Origin of the sequence: Tepidimonas charontis, from assembly GCF_007556685.1 — a bacterium.
Classification (GTDB): Bacteria; Pseudomonadota; Gammaproteobacteria; order Burkholderiales; family Burkholderiaceae_C; genus Tepidimonas; species Tepidimonas charontis.
Genome location: NZ_VJON01000005.1, coordinates 1 through 16,826 on the forward strand (window position 1 = coordinate 1; position 16,826 = coordinate 16,826).

Sequence of the window (16,826 nt, forward strand, 5' to 3'; positions counted from 1 at the left end):
CGGCCTGCGGCCATGTGTCGGCGGACAACCGCCAGACGCAGGCCCGGTTTCTGTGCGTCGAATGCGGTTTCGAGGAAAACGCCGATCTGGTCGGCGCGATCAACATACTCAGGGCGGGACACGCCCGGTGCGCCTGTGAAGTGAGCGGTGCAGTAATGCCGCCAGCAGCAGGAACCCACCGAAGCGACTCATTCCGGCTCGATGCCGGGGTAAGCGCCGTAGGAATCCCCCGACTTTAGGCGGGGGAGGATGTCAAACACACCGGGCTGCGCTGGCTCCCGATACCGATCAACCGCCGCACGCGGCCAGCGCCGCCGGTGCAGCGCGCGCGCGGCGGCTCAGTAGCCCATCGTCAGCGCCGGCACATCGACCCGAATGACCGGCTTGGCCAACAGACTGGCGGCGGCGCGCGCATACACCATGGCCCAGGGCCGATGCGCCGGTTCGGCGAAGCGCTCCTCACCGACGGCCTGCGCGATGGCGAGCAGCTTGTCGGCCGTGAGCACCTTGCCCGACAGGCGCAGCGGCTCGCAACCCAGTTCGGTAAACTGCTGGTCCAGCCACTGGCGCGCCAGGTCGTGCGGCATCGGCTGCACCTCGTCGAGGTCGAAAGCGTACTCACGGTCGGGGCCGAAATGGACGATGACGTGACTGCGCATGGGGGCCTTTCGTGACGGTCCTCGGATCCGGGGCAAACGCGCCCCGTTGCAGCTGTGATGCTACACCGACGCCGGCATGTTGGCATCACCGGGCAAGCGGCGGCGCTGCGCTGTCGTGGCAGCGGCGGCGCAGCGTTGACCGACCTCGCCGCGCCCGCGTGCGATCGACAAGCCGCGCGGCCGCGCCTCGTCAGCCGCGCGCGCGCCGACGCGCCGCCACCGCGTCGCTGAGCATCTCCAGCACCTGCACCGACGTGTCCCAGTCGATACAGGCGTCGGTGATGCTGCGGCCGTACTCCAGCTTGGCCGGGTCGTCTTTGCCCGGCGTGAATTTCTGCGCCCCGCCCTGCAGGTGGCTCTCCACCATCACGCCAAAAATATGGGTCGAGCCGCCCGCGATCTGGCCGGCGATGTCGCGCGCCACCTCGACCTGGCGCTCGTGCTGCTTTTGGCTGTTGCCGTGGCTGCAATCGACCATCAGGCGCGGCGGCAGCTTGGCCTCGGCGAGCTGGCGGCAGGCAATCGCCACGCTGTCGGCGTCGTAGTTGGGCAGCTTGCCGCCGCGCAGAATCACGTGGCAGTCCGGGTTGCCCTTGGTGCGCACAATGGCCACCTGCCCGTTTTTGTGCACCGACAGGAAGTGGTGCGGTCGGCTGGCGGCCAAGATGGCATCGGTGGCGATGCGGATGTTGCCGTCGGTGCCGTTTTTGAAGCCGATCGGCGCGCTCAGGCCCGAGGCCAGCTCGCGATGCACCTGGCTTTCGGTGGTGCGCGCGCCGATCGCCCCCCACGAGATCAGGTCGGCGATGTACTGCGGGCTGATGACGTCGAGAAATTCGCTGGCGGCGGGCAGCCCCAGTCGGTTGATTTCGATGAGGAGCTGACGCGCGATGCGCAGCCCTTCGTCGATGCGAAAACTCTCGTCCAGATACGGGTCGTTGATGAGGCCCTTCCAACCCACGGTGGTGCGCGGCTTCTCGAAGTACACGCGCATGACCACTTCCAGGGTGTCGTGGAAGCGCTCGCGTTGGGCTTTGAGGCGGCGCGCGTACTCCATCGCCGCCGCCGGGTCGTGGATCGAACACGGGCCGATGATGACCAGCAGCCGATCGTCCTTGCCGTGCAGGATCTGGTGGATGGCGCGGCGCGTGTGGGTGATGAGCCTCTCGATCGCGGTGCCGCGGATCGGGAAGAAGCGAATCAGGTGCTCGGGCGGCGGCAGCACGGTGATGTCCTCGATGCGTTGATCGTCGGTCTGGCTGGTGCGGTCGGCGGGGTGCGGATACCAGACGTCGGTGCTGCTGGCCTTGGCGGGACTAGGGCTCATGAAACGCTCCTTGGGTGGAAATGGGGCAACCGATTCGGGCGAAAAAAAACCGCCGGTGGGACTCACCGACGGTTTCGAGTTCAGGGGGCTTTTGCTTGGGGCGCTTTCAGACCTCTCTGCCGTCGGTGACGCGTGAGAACCAAAAGTAGCCAAAGTAAAAGCCATGCTGCTTGCGCATGGCTTCTACTGTAGCACAGCCCGTATGACGCTAGGGAAGTTCTGCATAACTACCTGTTTGGGCCGAGCGCCTCCAATCGCATCAATGGGTTAGCAGCTTCGAGTGGAGGTTTTGCAGACCTTCCCTAGGCTGACGCCGCCACCGGCCGTGTTGCGGTGCCGCAACAGCGCAGGCCGTCGTCTGGCACACTCACGCGGTGCCGCCGACGGTCAGACCGTCCAGGCGCAGCGTGGGCTGCCCGACGCCCACCGGCACGCTCTGGCCTTCCTTGCCGCAGGTACCCACGCCGCTGTCCAGCGCCAGATCGTTGCCAATCATCACCACCCGTTTGAGGGCATCCGGGCCGTTGCCGATGATCGTTGCACCCTTGACCGGGTAGACCGGGCGGCCGTTTTCCACCCACCAGGCGCTGCTGGCGGAAAAGACGAATTTGCCGCTGGTGATATCCACCTGCCCACCGCCGAACTGGGTCGCGTACAGGCCCCGGCGCACGCTGGCGATGATCTCCTGCGGGTCATGCTCGCCCGCGAGCATGTAGGTGTTGGTCATGCGCGGCAGCGGCAAGTGGGCGTAGCTCTCACGCCGGCCGTTGCCGGTGGGGCGCACGCCCATCAGCCGGGCATTGAGCCGGTCTTGCAGATAGCCACGCAAAACACCGTCTTCGATCAGCACGTTGCGCTGCGTGGCGCAGCCCTCGTCGTCCACGTTGAGCGAGCCGCGCCGGCCCTCCAGGGTGCCGTCGTCCAGTACCGTCACACCTTTGGCAGCCACGCGCTGGCCGATGCGGCCAGCAAAGGCGCTCGACCCCTTGCGGTTGAAGTCGCCCTCCAGACCGTGGCCGACGGCTTCGTGCAGCAACACGCCGGGCCAGCCGGGGCCCAGCACCACCGTCATCTCGCCGGCCGGCGCCGGGCGCGACTCCAGATTGGTCAGCGCCGCCTGCACGGCCTCGTCCACGTAGCGCGTCAGCACGCCGTCGTCGAAGTGGTCGAGTCCAAACCGCCCGCCCCCGCCGGAGGAGCCGACCTCGCGCCGGTCGCCCTGCTGAGCAATCACCGTCAGCGACAGCCGCACCAGCGGCCGCACATCGGCGGCCAGCACCCCGTCGGCCCGCGCAATCAGGACCACATCGTACTCGGCGGCCAGAGCCGCCATCACCTGCACGATGCGCGGATCGCGCGCCCGCGCCATGCGCTCCACGCGCTCCAGCAGCGCCACTTTGGCCGCGCTGTCGAGCGTGCCGATGGGGTCGTGGGCACCGTAGAGCGCGCGCGCTGGCGCCACCGTAGTGCGGGCCCGGCGGCGTCCGATGGCAGCCCGCTGGCTGGTCCCCTGGCGGCCGATCGCGCGTACGCTCTCGGCGGCTTCGCGCAGCACCGCCCACGACAGGTCATCGGCATAGGCAAACGCGGTTTTGTCGCCGCTGACCGCGCGCACGCCCACCCCCTGGTCGATGCTGAAGCTGCCGGTCTTGACGATGCCCTCCTCCAGACTCCAGCCTTCGCTGCGGGTGTACTGAAAATACAGGTCGGCGTCATCGACGCCGGGGACCATGATGAGACCCAGCGCACGGCGCAAATGGCTCTCATCCAGCCCGTAGGGTTCCAGCAGCAAGGCGCGCGCCGTGGCCAGGCGCTCCAGGGTGGGTTCGACTGCGATCATGCCCGCATTGTAGGGAGGAAGGCGTCCGCAGTCCCAACACCGCGTCTGCCACCGCGCACCAGGGCCCCCAGGCTCAGCTAGGCACCAGGCGCTTGTGCCGCCCCACCGACAGCATCATGCCCAGACTCGCGCCCAGCGTCACCATGGCGGTGCCGCCGTAGCTCAAAAAGGGCAGTGGCACACCCACCACCGGCAACAGACCACTGACCATGCCCATGTTGACGAAGGCATAGACGAACTGCACCAGAATGAGGGCACCGGCCAGCAGCCGACCGAATAGGGTGGAGGCGGCTGCCGCCAGCATCAGGCCGCGCGCCACAAAATAGGTGTAGGCCGCCAGCAAACCCAGCACGCCCAGAAAGCCGAACTCTTCGGCAAAGGCGGCGAAGATGAAGTCGGTGCTGCGCTCGGGCACGAAGTCCAGGTGCGTCTGGGTGCCCTCCATGAAGCCCTTGCCCCACAGCCCCCCCGAGCCGATGGCGATCATGCCCTGCAGGATGTGAAAGCCCTTGCCCAGCGGATCCTTGGCCGGGTCGAGCAAAGTGCACACGCGCTGGCGCTGGTACTCGTGCAGCACCACCCAGTCCACGCCCGGCGCGCACCACTGCGGCTCCATCACGATCAAGGTCACCACGCCGGCAGCCCCCAGGACCAGCGGCGGCACGATCAGCTTCCAGCTCAAGCCGGCAAAGTAGATGACGAACAGCCCCGAGGCCAACACCAACAAGGCGGTGCCCAAGTCGGGCTGCTTCAAGATCAGCGCCACCGGCAGCGCCAGCAGTGCGGCGGCGACGAGGAAGTCGATCTGCGCCAGCCGCCCTTCGCGGCGCTGAAACCACCACGCCAGCATCAGCGGCATGGCGATTTTCATGAGCTCGCTGGGTTGGATGGTGAGCAGCCCCAGGTCCAGCCAGCGCTGTGCCCCCTTGCGGGTGACGCCAAACAACTCCACCGCCACCAGCAGCAAGACGACCACCGTATAGGCGGGCAGTGCCAGGGCTTGCAGGCGCTGCGGCGGCACCTGCGACACCACCACCATGACGCCGGCCGCAATCAAAAGGTTGCGCGCATGATCGGCCACCCGCCCTGGAATGTCGTAGGCCACCGAATACATGACCACTTGCCCGATCAGGGCCAGCAGCGCCACGGAAAGCAAAAACGGCACGTCGTAGCCGCGCATCAAAGGCGCCAAGCGGACATGCAGCGGGGGTTTTTGCAGGACGACGGCCATCGGGTCTGGATTATGCTGCGGACCATGGTCAACCCACCACACACCGATCGGTCGCCCGGCTGCGCTGCGGATACGCTGCGTCCCTGCCCGCCCCACGGCCACGCCGATGGCGTGCCGCCCATGCCGCCTGCCGACCGCACCACCGACGGCGTCACACACCTGTTGTATCTGCACGGTTTTCGCTCCTCGCCGCGCTCGGCCAAGGCGCAATACCTGGCCGCCCGTGTGGCGCGCGATCACCCGCGCGTCGTCTGGCACTGCCCCCAGCTGCCGCCGTCGCCTGCTGCCGCCTGGGCCCTGATCGAGCGCTGCGTGGCTGACTGGCCGCGCGCCACGATGGCGGTGGTGGGTTCCTCGCTGGGTGGCTTCTACGCCACCCGGCTGGCGGCGCTGACCGGCTGCCGCGCCGTGCTGCTCAACCCGGCGGTGGATCCGGCGCGCGATCTGGCACGCTACATCGGTGAGCACACCATGTGGCACGCTCCGAACGAGCGCCTGTTTTTTCGCCCGGAATATGTGGATGAACTGCGTGCGTTGGCGGTCGGGCCACTGCCGCAGCCGCAGCGCATACTGCTGGTGGCCGCCACCGGTGACGAGGTGTTGGACTGGCGCGAAATGGTCGCGCGCTACCCCGGCAGCACCCACTACATCGTACCGGGCAGCGACCACGCGCTGTCGGACTTCGCCGCGCACTTGGACACCGTGTTGGCCCACCTGCAGCTGATCTAGCGATGGCCAAGGACAAGACGCTCTACACCTGCAGCGACTGCGGTGGCAGCACACCGCGCTGGCTGGGCCGCTGCCCGCACTGCGGCGCGTGGAATACCCTGCTCGAAACCACGGCCGCCCCCGCCGCCGCCAAACACCGCATGAGTGCGCTGCGCCAAGGACTGGCCAGCGACGGCGCACTGATGCGGCTGGGCGACATCAAGGCCGCCGATGTGCAGCGCACCCCCACCGGTCTGCCGGAACTGGACCGGGTGCTCGGCGGCGGCATCGTCGCCGGCGCGGTGGTGCTGATCGGCGGCGACCCGGGCATCGGTAAGTCCACGCTGTTGTTGCAGGCGCTCGATGCCCTGCAGCGCGCCGGCTTGCCCACGCTGTACGTCAGCGGCGAAGAAAGCGGCGCCCAAGTGGCGCTGCGTGCGCGCCGCCTGGGTCTGGCCGACAGCCAAGTGCCGGTGCTGGCGGAAATCCAGCTCGAACGGATCGTGGCCACGCTGGAGCGCGAGCGCCCCGCGGTGGCGGTGATCGACTCCATCCAGACCGTCTACACCGAGCAGCTCAGCTCCGCCCCGGGCTCGGTGGCCCAGGTGCGCGAATGCGCCGCGCATCTGACCCGACTGGCCAAAGCGGGCGGCGCCGACGGACACGCGGGCACCACCCTGGTGCTGGTGGGACACGTGACCAAGGAGGGGGCGCTGGCCGGCCCGCGCGTGCTCGAGCACATGGTCGACACCGTGCTGTATTTCGAGGGCGACACGCACAGCAGCTTCCGGTTGGTGCGGGCGATCAAAAACCGCTTCGGCGCCGTCAACGAGATGGGCGTTTTCGCGATGACCGAGCGCGGCTTGAAAGGTGTGAACAACCCCAGCGCCTTGTTTTTGAGTCAGCATCCGCAGCCGGTGCCGGGCAGCTGCGTGCTGGTGACGCTGGAGGGCACGCGCCCGTTGCTGGTGGAAATCCAGGCGTTGGTGGACGGCGGCGGTGTGGCGCCACGGCGGCTGACGGTGGGGCTGGAGCGGGACCGGCTGGCCATGCTGCTGGCGGTGCTGCACCGCCACGCCGGCGTGGCGTGCGCCGACCAGGACGTCTTCGTCAACGCCGTTGGTGGCGTGCGCATTGCCGAGCCGGCGGCGGACCTGGCGGTGCTGCTGGCCATCCAGTCCTCGCTGCGCGCACGCCCCCTGCCGCCGCGCTTCGTGGCTTTCGGCGAAGTGGGACTGGCCGGCGAGGTGCGCCCGGCGCCGCGCGGACTGGAGCGCCTGCGTGAAGCCGCCAAGCTGGGCTTTCGCGTCGCCCTGGTACCAGCGGCCAATCTGCCGCGCAAGCCTGACGCGCCCACGCGCGAGCTGCTCGACGCACTGGAGGTGCACCCCGTGGGCCGTATCGAAGAAGCGCTGCACATCGTGCGGGCGTGGTAGGCCAGAGAGCGCCCACGCCCGCCGCCGCGCTCCCGGCCGCTGCGGCCTGCCAGCCGAGGTAGCGATGCATGGCTGCCGTTTCGCTACGCCAGCTGGAAACGCCCCACCGACTGCTCCAGCACGCGCGCCTGCGCCGACAAATGCGTGGCGGCTGCGGCGGTTTGTTCCACCAGGGCAGCGTTTTGCTGGGTGCTCTGGTCGATATCGCGCCAAGCGGTTTGCAGCTCGCCCACGGCAACCGCCTGGCGTTCGCTGCGCTGTGCCAGGGCCACGATCGTGTCGCGCAGACGCATCACCTCCGCGATCAGTTCGCCGATGGTCTGCCCGGCCCGATCCACCCGCTGGGTGCCATCGGCCACGGCCGCGACGCTGCCGTCGATGAGCTGCCGAATCTCGCCGGCGGCGTGCGCGCTGCGCTGCGCCAGCGCGCGCACCTCACCGGCGACGACGGCAAAACCACGCCCGGCTTCACCGGCGCGTGCCGCCTCCACCGCCGCATTCAAGGCCAGGATATTGGTTTGGAACGCCAGGTTGTCGATGACGCCGACGATATCGGCGATGCGCTCGCTGCTGGCGCGGATGCCGCGCATGGTCTCGACCACCTGATGCACCACCTCCTCACTGCTGCGGGCGTGCGTGGCGGCCTGCTCGGCGATGCCATTGGCCGCACGCGCGGCCTGCACGAAGGCGCCCAAGTCGGACGACAACTCGTGCAGACGCGCCACCGCTTCTTGCAGGTGCGCCGCACTGCGCTCGGTGCGTTGGGACAGATCCTGGTTGCCGGCGGCGATTTGCGCCGCCGCGGCGCTGATGTGCTGCGCGCTGTCGCGCACGCCTGCCACCACCGAGGCGAGCTGGGCCCGCATGACTTCGAGCTCGCGGATCATGACACCGAACTCGTCGCCGCGCGTGGAATCCAGCGGCTGCGACAGCGTCCCTTGCGCGATGCGCTGTGCACAGGCCACCACCCGCTGCAGCGGCTGACGGATGTGACGAATGAGCCCCCACGCCCCCAGCACGATCGCACCCATCAGGAGCGCCATCAGCGACGCCCCCAACACCAAGCTGGTACGGCGCTCGACCGCAATGTCGGCCTGAATCGCGTCCAGCGCCTCCCGCTGCTGCGCGGCGTACTGGCGCGCCGACTGCAGAAACGCCTGCGCTTGCGCCACGTACTGCGCCTGCGCATCATCGGCCATGGCGTCGGCGGCGCCCGGCGGCAACGCCGCCAAGCGTTGCGCGCCGTGCTGCACGGCCTGCCAGCGCTGCTGCAGCGCACGCCAGGCCGACTGTTCGGATGCCACCAACAAGGACTGCACCTGCTGCGCCGCCCGCTCGACGCGCTGCGCTCCCATCGGACCCAAGACCTGACGCAGGACAGCCCCGCCCGGGCACGCGCCGCCAGCGTCCACCGCGCTCGTCGCCAACGCCAGCTCGGCCTCGGCCACCCAGTGGGCCACCGCCATCATCTTGTCGAATTGCCGCCCCACTGCCTGCTCGGCATGGCGCGTCGACTGCACCGACCGAATGCTGACGGTGACAACGACGGCTGTCAACGCCACCAACAGCAATCCCACACCCAGCCAAAGCTTGCTGGCCAATTTGAGGTCGCGCATCGATCGTGCTTTCCTGGTCGCCTGCCACACTCCACCAACGCACGTCCACGGTGTGCCATGGCGCGCGCCGGCATGCAGTATAAAAAGAAACGAACGTTCGTTCTATAAAGGGTTTACCCGGGGTGTCGAAGCGCTTACGCAGACATATGCGCTGCCGCCCACGGTCCGCCTGCCCGATCCGGCACAGCCCGCTGGCCCGGCTCACGCGCTGCGTCTGCGCCGAACGCCAGCGCACACGCTATACTTGGAAGTATGGCGGCGGCGAATCGCGCCGGTCGGCGTCATGGATGCGCGCGGTGGCCACGCAATGCTGCGTGGGGTTTGACGCCACCATGGGTTCCCTCACCCCATCGATCAAAAAGGATTCACATGCGCATCACTGATTCCCGCGCCACGCCGGCGGCGTGGTTGGGGCTGCCGACCCTGGTGGCTCTGCATATCCTCATCATCATTGCCAGCAACTACCTGGTGCAATTGCCGTTTCAACTGTTCGGCGTGCACACCACCTGGGGCGCCTTCACCTTTCCGCTGGTGTTCGTCGTCACCGATCTGACCGTGCGGCTGATCGGCCCGCAGGCGGCGCGGCGCGTGGTGGCGCGCGTGATGCTGCCGGCGCTGCTGGCGTCCTACGTCGTGTCGGTGCTGTTCTATGAAGGCCGCTTCAACGGCTGGGCGGCGCTGGCCGACTTCAACACCTTCGTCTTTCGCATCGCGCTGGCGAGCTTCATCGCCTACGTGGTCGGCCAGCTGACCGACATCGCCGTCTTCGCGCGCCTGCGCCGCCTGCCAGCGTGGTGGGTGGCGCCGGCCGCCTCCACCATCGTCGGCAGCCTGATCGACACCTTCGTCTTCTTCTCGGCGGCCTTCTGGCGCAGCAGCGACGCCTTCATGGCCGAGCACTGGGTGGAAATCGCCTGGGTGGACTACGCCACCAAACTGGCGTTCAGCTTGCTGGCGTTGCTGCCCTTGTACGGCGCCGCGCTGAAAGCCCTGCTGCGCTGGCTGCCGGCGCCTGCGCCGGTGCGCATGGCCTGACGCGGCGCCGCTGCGACTGGGTACACTTGGGCTCCTGATTGCTGGCCGACGGCCATGGCCCCGTCGGCCATTGGCATTGGCCTGGCACAAGGTACGAAAGCACCGACGTTGTTTGCCCTGTTTGAAGAAGCCGGCAAATTGCTGACCGGCCGCATCCTCTCCAGCACCGAAGCCTCAGCGCACATCGAGCTCGACAGCGGCCGGCGTGCCAAGGTCAAACTCGCCCACGTGCTGTTGACCTTCACCCAGCCCGCGCCGACCGAACTGATGGCGCAGGCCCAGGCTTTGGCCGGTGACATCGATCTCGACCTGGCGTGGGCGTGTGCGCCGGATGCCGATTTCGCCTTCGACGAACTGGCGCGTGACTATTTCGGCAGCGACGCCTCCCTGGCGCAGCAGGCCGCTGCGCTGCTGCGCCTGCACGATGCACCCCACTATTTCCGCCGCGTTGGCAAGGGGCGCTTTCGCAAAGCGCCTGCCGAGGTGCTGCGTCAAGCGCTGGCCGCCATCGAGCGGCGCCGAGCCATCGAGGCCCAAATCGCCGCCTGGGCCGACCAGCTCGCGCAGGGACAGTGCCCGGCGCCGGTGCGCGAGCAGCTCTATCGCATCCTGTTCAAGCCCGACAAAAACGCGCCCGAGTACAAGGCGGTGGTACACGCGGCCCGTGCCACCCATCTGGCGCCGCTGGCGCTGCTGCAGCGCGCCGGCGCCATCAGCAGCGCCTACCAGTTTCACTGGCAGCGCTTTTTGTTCGAGTACTTTCCCCGCGGCACCGGTTTTCCGGCCGTCACCGCCCCGCCGGTGCCTGCGGATCTGCCGCTGGCCGCCGACGTGGCGGCGTTCTCCATCGACGACTCCAGCACCACCGAAATCGACGATGCGCTCAGTGTCCAGGGGCTGGGCAGCGGTATCGTGACCGTGGGTATCCACATCGCGGCGCCAGGCCTGGCCATCGCGCCCGACAGCGCGCTCGACCGCATTGCGCGCGAGCGCTTGTCCACCGTCTATGTGCCCGGCCACAAGATCACGATGCTGCCGGACGCGGTGGTGCAGAGCTATACCTTGCTGGCCGGCGCGCCGCGCCCGGCACTGTCGCTGTACGTGCGCATCGACGAGGCCTCGTTGCAGGTGCTCGACAGCCAGACCCGGCTGGAGCAGGTGCCCATCGCGCACAACCTGCGCCACGATCAGATCGACCACGTGGTGACGGCGGCGTGGCTGGACGCGCCCGATGCGCCGACACCCGAGGCCGCACCGCCCGAGCTGCGCGCGCTGCACCCGCAATTGGCCTTTCTGTGGCGGCTGGCGCAGGCCTGCAAGGCCCAGCGCGAGGCGGTGCGCGGCCGCCCGGAAACCTTCACGCGCCCCGACTTCACCTTCAAACTGGAAGGGATGAACGGCGATGCCCCCACCGGCGAGGAAACGGTGGTGATTGGCACCCGCACGCGCGGCGCGCCGCTGGATCTGATCGTGGCCGAAGCCATGATCCTGGCCAACCACACCTGGGGCCGATGGTTGGCCGAGCTGGGCGTGCCCGCCATTTATCGCAGCCAAGCCAGCCTGGCCCCCGGTGTGAAGGTGCGTATGGGCACCAAGGCGCTGCCGCACGCCGGCATCGGCGTATCGTGCTACGCCTGGAGCACGTCGCCGCTGCGCCGCTACACCGACTTGGTCAACCAGTGGCAAATCATCGCCTGTGCCCGCCACGGTGCCGCCGCCGCGCTGGCGGCCCCGTTCAAGCCGCGCGACGCCGCCTTGCTGGCCATCATCAGCGCCTTCGACGCCGCCTACAGTGCCTACAATCAGTTCCAGGGCACGATGGAGCGCTACTGGACGCTGCGCTATCTGCGCCAGCAGGACATCACCGAGCTCGAAGCGGCCTATCTGAAGGACAACCTGGTACGTGCCGAGACGTTGCCGCTGGTGTTTTCGGTACTGGGCACCGAGGGCTTGCGACGGGGCGAGCGCGTGCGCGTGCGGCTGGGCGCGATCGACGAAGTGTCACTGGAAGTCACCGGCACCGTCGTCGAACGCCTGGGCGCCACCGAGCCGGTGGCCGAGACCGACGAAACGCTGGAGGGCGAGAGCGAGGCGCCGCTGGCCGCACCCCTGACCGTTGCCGTGGCGCTGGACGACGGCGACGAAGGTGCGTCCGACGATGCCGGGGCGCCCTCTGCCGCCGCGACGTGAGGCTGCCCCCATGGCACTGCCGCGTGTGCTCGCCACCCTCAGTGACCGCCTGCGGGCTGACCCGCTGCCGTGGACGCTGGCGCTGTCGGTGGTGGCGCACGCCGTGGTACTGACGGTGCAGTTCGTACCTCCGCTGCGCCCCCAGCGGCTGCTGCAGGATGCCCCCTTGGAGGTGATTCTGGTCAACGCCCGCAGCGAGCAAGCGCCACAGCGCGCCCAGGCGATCGCGCAGGCGAATCTGGCCGGCGGTGGACAGCTCGACCAGGGCCGCGCCACCTCACCGCTACCACCCGCCCCGGTGGTGCGCGTCGGCGATGCGCTGGAGGACGAGGAGCAGCGCATCGAAGCGATGAAGGCGCAGCAAACCCGGCTGCTGGCCCAGTTGCGTGAGGAAATCGCGCGCTTAAGCGCCGCTCCGCTGCCGGCCAACGCCGATGCCGACGGCCGCGAGCAGCGTCGGCGCGCGTTGATTCGCACCCTGGCCGAAATCGAGCGCCGCATCAACGAGGAAAACGCGCGCCCGCGACGCCGCTACATCAGCCCGGCCACCCAAGAAGCGGTGTACGCGCTGTACTACGACGAGCTGCGCCGCCGTATCGAGGACCGCGGCACCGCGCAGTTTCCCGAACAGGGGGGGCGCAAACTCTACGGCGAGCTGACCATGACCATCACTGTCAATCACGACGGGCGGGTGCTGGCCACGGAAGTGGTGCAGGGCTCGGGCAACCCCGTGCTCGATCGGCGCGCCGAGGCCATCGTGCACAGCCTGCGCTTTGCGCACTTCAACCCCGCCATGCGCGCGCGCGCCGATCAGATCGTGGTCGTCTCGCGCTTTCGCTTCACGCGCGAGGCGGGCCTGCAGACCCAGATGACGGCCCCGGCCGCCACGCCATGAGTCGCGGACGCAACGCTGCCCGCGCCGCCGGCGCACCCCCACGGCGCGGCCGCGTGGCGCACGCGCTGGGGTCGATGCTGCTGGGGGTGCTGCTGGCCGCGCTGGCCCTGCAAGGATGGTGGGTGGCGCGCATCGCCGCGCTGCGCTTCATCGACCCCAGCAGCACCACCTTTCAGCGCTCGGAGCTGTGGCGACTGCTGCAAACCGGCGACGCCCACCGCTGGCGCCAGCAGTGGGTGCCGTACGAGCGTATCTCACCGCATCTGAAGCGCGCCGTGGTGGCCGCCGAAGATGCCGGCTTCGTCGATCACTTCGGCGTCGACTGGGACGCGGTGACCGCCGCCTGGCAACGCAACCAGCGACTGCGCGACCGCGCCCGAGGCCACGGCGACGGACCGGTGCGCCCGGCGCGCGTGGTGGGGGGGTCGACCATCACGCAGCAGCTGGCCAAAAACCTGTTTTTGTCCGGCGAGCGCACTTTGTGGCGCAAGGGGCAGGAGCTGTGGTTGACGTGGATGCTGGAGGCCCTGCTGAACAAGCGGCGCATCCTCGAAATCTATCTCAACAGCGTGGAGTGGGGCGACGGCGTCTTCGGCGCCGAAGCGGCGGCGCAGCACTACTTTCGCAAGTCCGCGGCACAACTCAGCGCCACCGAGGCAGCGCGTCTGGCGGCGCTGCTGCCTGCCCCCAAACGCTATGGAAGGCGGCTGGCTGCTGGGGCGGCACCCTCGCATGCCCATGCCATATGGGCGCGCATGGAGTCGGTACGCATCCCGTAGCCCCGGTGCGCCAACGACCAGCCGCCCACGCTACGATTGCATCCATGCGCATCCTTGGTATCGACCCGGGCCTGACGGCCACCGGCTTTGGCGTGGTGGACGTGGACGGCGCCTGCCTGCGTTACGTGGCCAGCGGCACCATTCGCACCAGCCCGGACGAAGGCGCCCTGCTGCCGCAGCGCCTGCGCACCCTGTTCGATGGCATCGGCGAGGTGGTGCGGCGCTACCAGCCGACCGTGGCGGCGCTGGAGATCGTGTTCGTCAACGTCAACCCGCAAGCCACCCTGATTCTGGGACAGGCGCGCGGCTGCTGCCTGACTGCCCTGGTGGCCAACGACCTGCCGGTGGCCGAATACACCGCGCTGCAATTAAAAAAGGCGGTGGTGGGCTACGGCAAAGCGCAAAAAAGCCAAGTGCAGGAAATGGTGCGGCGCCTGCTCAATCTGCCGGGGTTGCCCGGGAAAGACGCCGCCGACGCGCTGGGCCTGTGCATCACCCACGCCCAGGTGGCACGCACCACACAGGCCATCGCGCGCGTGGCCCCACTGCGCGCGCGCACCCATGCAGCCTACCGGGACGGGCGCAGTTATTGAGCCGCAACCCCATCAAATACGGCTGAGCACGAGCACGGCAAAGAAGCCCAGCGCCGCCATCACCGTCCACTTCAGCACCACCAACCCCCAGCGCAGGTAGTGCTTGCGCCCCGTGCCCAGATAAAAGGCAAAGCACAGAGCCGAGGCGCCCAGTAGCGCGAACATCAGAAATCGAAAGAAAAACATCGCAGCGCGACCTGCTCAGGCGGCCAGGGCGAGCTGTGCGAACCCGCGCGGCGCGGCGCGCTCGTCCTCGAAGGTGACGATCTCGTACGCATCTGGCTGGGCCAGCAGCGCGCGCAGCAGCTGGTTGTTGAGCGCGTGCCCCGAACGGTAGGCGCTGTAGGCGGCCAGCAACGGATGACCAAGCAGGTACAAGTCGCCCATCGCGTCCAGGATCTTGTGCTTGGCGAATTCGTCGTCGTAGCGCAGCCCGTCGGCATTGAGCACCTTGACGTCGTCGAGCACGATGGCGTTGTCCAGCCCGCCGCCCAGGGCCAGCCCCTGAGCGCGCATGTGCTCGACGTCGCGCGTAAAACCAAAGGTGCGTGCCCGGGCGATTTCGCGCGCATACTGGCCGCTGCCCAGGTCGAACTCCACACATTGGCCGGTGGCGCTGACGGCGGGGTGGTCGAATTCGATTTCGAAGCGCAGTTTGAAGCCGTGATAGGGCTGCAGACGCGCCCATTTGCCCAGCCGGCCCTGTCCTTCGCTGACTTCGACCGGGCGCTTGACGCGCACGAAGCGGCGCGGTGCGGGCTGGGTTTGGATGCCAGCGCTACGCAGCAGATACACGAAGGAGGCCGCCGAGCCGTCGAGAATGGGTACCTCTTCGGCGGTGAGGTCGATGTAGAGGTTGTCGATGCCCAAGCCGGCACACGCGCTCATCAGGTGCTCGACGGTGTGCACGCGCACGCCCCGGCGCGCCAGCGTCGAGGCCAGTCGCGTGTCGGCCACTGCGGTGGCGCTCGCGGGGATTTCGACCGGTTCGGCCAGATCGATGCGGCGAAAGACGATGCCGGTATCGGGCGCCGCCGGGCGCAGCGTCAGCTCGACCCGTTCGCCGCTGTGCAGGCCCACGCCCACGGCGCGCGTGAGGGTCTTGAGGGTGCGTTGCGCAATCATGTCGAGATTGTAGGCGCGGGGTCGGATCCGCGCACGCGGCCGCGCGCAAAACCGCACGGCTGGCAGCGGGCGCCGGCGGGCCGCGTCGGCAAGACGGCCCGCCAGCCACAAGCGTTCCAGGCAAAAACGGGGCGGCTGGGACCCCCTTTGGCGTTCTCAGTCGGCTTGACGGCGCAAGAATGCCGGGATTTCGATGTCTTCCATGCCACTGGAGGCCAGGGCTTCGACCCGAGAGGAGGCGCTGCGTCCGCTCAACCACACGCGCGGCACGTTCGGATGCACGCCGCCGGCGGCCCCAGCAGCGCTGCCCGCCGCGCCGGTGCCCACCGGCTGGTTCAGGGTCGGGATGGACGGCATGTTGTCGGTGCCGGTGCGCAGGCCCGCTTGCGACTGCACCACCGTCAGCGGCTGACGCTGGCCTTGGCGGTTCAGACCGGTGGCCACCACCGTCACGCGCAGCGCGTCACCCAACGATTCGTCGTAGGCGGTGCCGTAGATGACGTGCGCATCGGGGGCGGCGAAGGCACGAATGGTATTCATGGCCAGCTTGGACTCGGACAGCTTCAGCGACCCCTTGGCGGCGCTGATGAGCACCAGCACGCCCTTGGCGCCGCGCATGTCCACGCCCTCCAGCAGCGGGCAGGCGATGGCTTGCTCGGCGGCGATGCGCGCGCGGTCGGGGCCGCTGGCCACCGCCGTGCCCATCATCGCCTTGCCCGGCTCGCCCATGACCGTGCGGACGTCTTCGAAGTCCACGTTGACCAGCGCCTCGACGTTGATGATCTCGGCGATGCCACCGACCGCGTTCTTGAGGACGTCGTTGGCAGCGGCAAACGCCTCATCCTGGGTAACGTCTTCGCCCAGCTCTTCGTGCAGCTTGTCGTTGAGCACCACGATCAGCGAATCGACGCTTTGCTCGAGTTCGGCCAGACCCTCTTCGGCATTGGCCATGCGGCGCCCGCCCTCCCAGTCGAACGGTTTGGTCACCACGCCCACCGTGAGGATGCCCATCTCCTTGGCCATCTTGGCAATCACCGGGGCGGCGCCGGTGCCGGTGCCGCCGCCCATGCCGGCGGTGATGAACAGCATGTGCGCGCCTTCGATGGCGGCGCGGATGTCAGCCTCGGCCATCAGCGCCGCTTCGCGCCCCTTGTCGGGCTTGCTGCCCGCCCCCAGGCCGGTGCGGCCGAGCTGGATGAGGCGGTGCGCCGACGAGCGCGCCAGCGCCTGCGCGTCGGTGTTGGCGCAAATGAACTCCACGCCTTGCACGCGGCTTTGGATCATGTGCTCGACGGCGTTGCTGCCGCCGCCGCCCACACCGATCACCTTGATCCGCGTGCCGCGGTTGAATTCTTCGACTTCGATCAGTTCGATGCCCATGGAACGCTCCTC

17 protein-coding genes are annotated in these 16,826 nt (G+C 68.5%); 9 read left to right on the forward strand and 8 right to left on the reverse strand.

Annotated elements, in window-relative coordinates; all coding sequences use genetic code 11:
* Positions 1–239: zinc ribbon domain-containing protein (locus Tchar_RS02475; protein WP_144327520.1), on the forward strand; the 239-nt coding region annotated here is incomplete at its 5' end.
* 99 nt (positions 240–338) lie between these two features.
* On the opposite strand, the gene Tchar_RS02480 is transcribed toward Tchar_RS02475, so the two are convergent.
* Together Tchar_RS02480 and Tchar_RS02485 are read right to left on the reverse strand one after the other, a co-directional pair.
* A complete protein-coding gene (locus Tchar_RS02480; protein ID WP_144327521.1) occupies positions 339–659 on the reverse strand; it encodes a hypothetical protein in 321 nt (106 codons plus the stop codon).
* Positions 660–849: 190 nt separating this feature from the next.
* Positions 850–1,986: a 3-deoxy-7-phosphoheptulonate synthase gene (locus Tchar_RS02485; protein WP_144327522.1), complete on the reverse strand. Its 1,137-nt coding sequence runs from the start codon at positions 1,984–1,986 to the stop codon at positions 850–852.
* Here Tchar_RS02485 and Tchar_RS13700 point away from each other — a divergent pair.
* Positions 1,985–2,122, forward strand: a complete 138-nt coding sequence (locus tag Tchar_RS13700) for a hypothetical protein (RefSeq protein ID WP_161595431.1) — start codon at positions 1,985–1,987, stop codon at positions 2,120–2,122. The two genes, Tchar_RS02485 and Tchar_RS13700, sit on opposite strands and share 2 nt — an antisense overlap.
* Positions 2,123–2,353: 231 nt before the next feature.
* Here the strand turns inward: Tchar_RS13700 and tldD are convergent, their stop codons facing one another.
* Positions 2,354–3,826: a metalloprotease TldD gene (gene tldD / locus Tchar_RS02490; protein ID WP_144327523.1), complete on the reverse strand. Its 1,473-nt coding sequence runs from the start codon at positions 3,824–3,826 to the stop codon at positions 2,354–2,356.
* A 73-nt stretch (positions 3,827–3,899) separates the two neighbouring features.
* On the reverse strand, positions 3,900–5,057 hold the full coding sequence (rodA, locus tag Tchar_RS02495; RefSeq protein ID WP_144327524.1) for a rod shape-determining protein RodA: 1,158 nt from the start codon (positions 5,055–5,057) through the stop codon (positions 3,900–3,902).
* Positions 5,058–5,177: 120 nt separating this feature from the next.
* Here rodA and Tchar_RS02500 point away from each other — a divergent pair, with 120 nt between their 5' ends.
* Together Tchar_RS02500 and radA are read left to right on the forward strand one after the other, a co-directional pair.
* Complete coding sequence (locus Tchar_RS02500; protein ID WP_144327590.1) at positions 5,178–5,786, forward strand: YqiA/YcfP family alpha/beta fold hydrolase; 609 nt, start codon at positions 5,178–5,180, stop codon at positions 5,784–5,786.
* A gap of 2 nt (positions 5,787–5,788) precedes the next feature.
* Positions 5,789–7,201, forward strand: a complete 1,413-nt coding sequence (gene radA / locus Tchar_RS02505; RefSeq protein WP_144327525.1) for a DNA repair protein RadA — start codon at positions 5,789–5,791, stop codon at positions 7,199–7,201.
* Between the two features lie 83 nt (positions 7,202–7,284).
* Here the strand turns inward: radA and Tchar_RS02510 are convergent, their stop codons facing one another.
* The gene (locus Tchar_RS02510) at positions 7,285–8,817 is read right to left on the reverse strand and encodes a methyl-accepting chemotaxis protein (RefSeq protein WP_144327526.1); all 1,533 of its coding nucleotides are present in this window, start codon (positions 8,815–8,817) and stop codon (positions 7,285–7,287) included.
* Positions 8,818–9,186: 369 nt separating this feature from the next.
* Here Tchar_RS02510 and Tchar_RS02515 point away from each other — a divergent pair, with 369 nt between their 5' ends.
* The 5 genes from Tchar_RS02515 to ruvC all read left to right on the forward strand — a co-directional run bounded on the left by Tchar_RS02515 (position 9,187) and on the right by ruvC (position 14,309).
* Positions 9,187–9,852 carry a 7-cyano-7-deazaguanine/7-aminomethyl-7-deazaguanine transporter gene (locus Tchar_RS02515; RefSeq protein ID WP_144327527.1) on the forward strand — a complete coding sequence of 222 codons (666 nt, stop codon included), beginning with the start codon at positions 9,187–9,189 and terminating at the stop codon, positions 9,850–9,852.
* Positions 9,853–9,960: 108 nt separating this feature from the next.
* Positions 9,961–12,042, forward strand: a complete 2,082-nt coding sequence (locus Tchar_RS02520; RefSeq protein ID WP_144327591.1) for a ribonuclease catalytic domain-containing protein — start codon at positions 9,961–9,963, stop codon at positions 12,040–12,042.
* A 10-nt stretch (positions 12,043–12,052) separates the two neighbouring features.
* Positions 12,053–12,937 carry an energy transducer TonB gene (locus Tchar_RS02525; protein ID WP_143969009.1) on the forward strand — a complete coding sequence of 295 codons (885 nt, stop codon included), beginning with the start codon at positions 12,053–12,055 and terminating at the stop codon, positions 12,935–12,937.
* Positions 12,938–13,011: 74 nt separating this feature from the next.
* Positions 13,012–13,716, forward strand: a complete 705-nt coding sequence (gene mtgA, locus Tchar_RS02530) for a monofunctional biosynthetic peptidoglycan transglycosylase (protein ID WP_144327592.1) — start codon at positions 13,012–13,014, stop codon at positions 13,714–13,716.
* Positions 13,717–13,760: 44 nt separating this feature from the next.
* Positions 13,761–14,309 (forward strand): crossover junction endodeoxyribonuclease RuvC, encoded by a 549-nt coding sequence (gene ruvC, locus Tchar_RS02535; RefSeq protein WP_144327528.1) that lies wholly within the window; start codon positions 13,761–13,763, stop codon positions 14,307–14,309.
* Between the two features lie 12 nt (positions 14,310–14,321).
* Here the strand turns inward: ruvC and Tchar_RS13800 are convergent, their stop codons facing one another.
* The 3 genes from Tchar_RS13800 to ftsZ form a co-directional block, all read right to left on the reverse strand.
* On the reverse strand, positions 14,322–14,495 hold the full coding sequence (locus Tchar_RS13800; RefSeq protein WP_201739277.1) for a hypothetical protein: 174 nt from the start codon (positions 14,493–14,495) through the stop codon (positions 14,322–14,324).
* Between the two features lie 15 nt (positions 14,496–14,510).
* Entirely contained in the window at positions 14,511–15,434 is a 924-nt protein-coding gene (lpxC, locus tag Tchar_RS02540) for a UDP-3-O-acyl-N-acetylglucosamine deacetylase (RefSeq protein ID WP_144327529.1), read from the reverse strand.
* Between the two features lie 156 nt (positions 15,435–15,590).
* Positions 15,591–16,814, reverse strand: a complete 1,224-nt coding sequence (ftsZ, locus tag Tchar_RS02545) for a cell division protein FtsZ (RefSeq protein WP_144327530.1) — start codon at positions 16,812–16,814, stop codon at positions 15,591–15,593.
* Positions 16,815–16,826 lie beyond the last annotated feature (12 nt).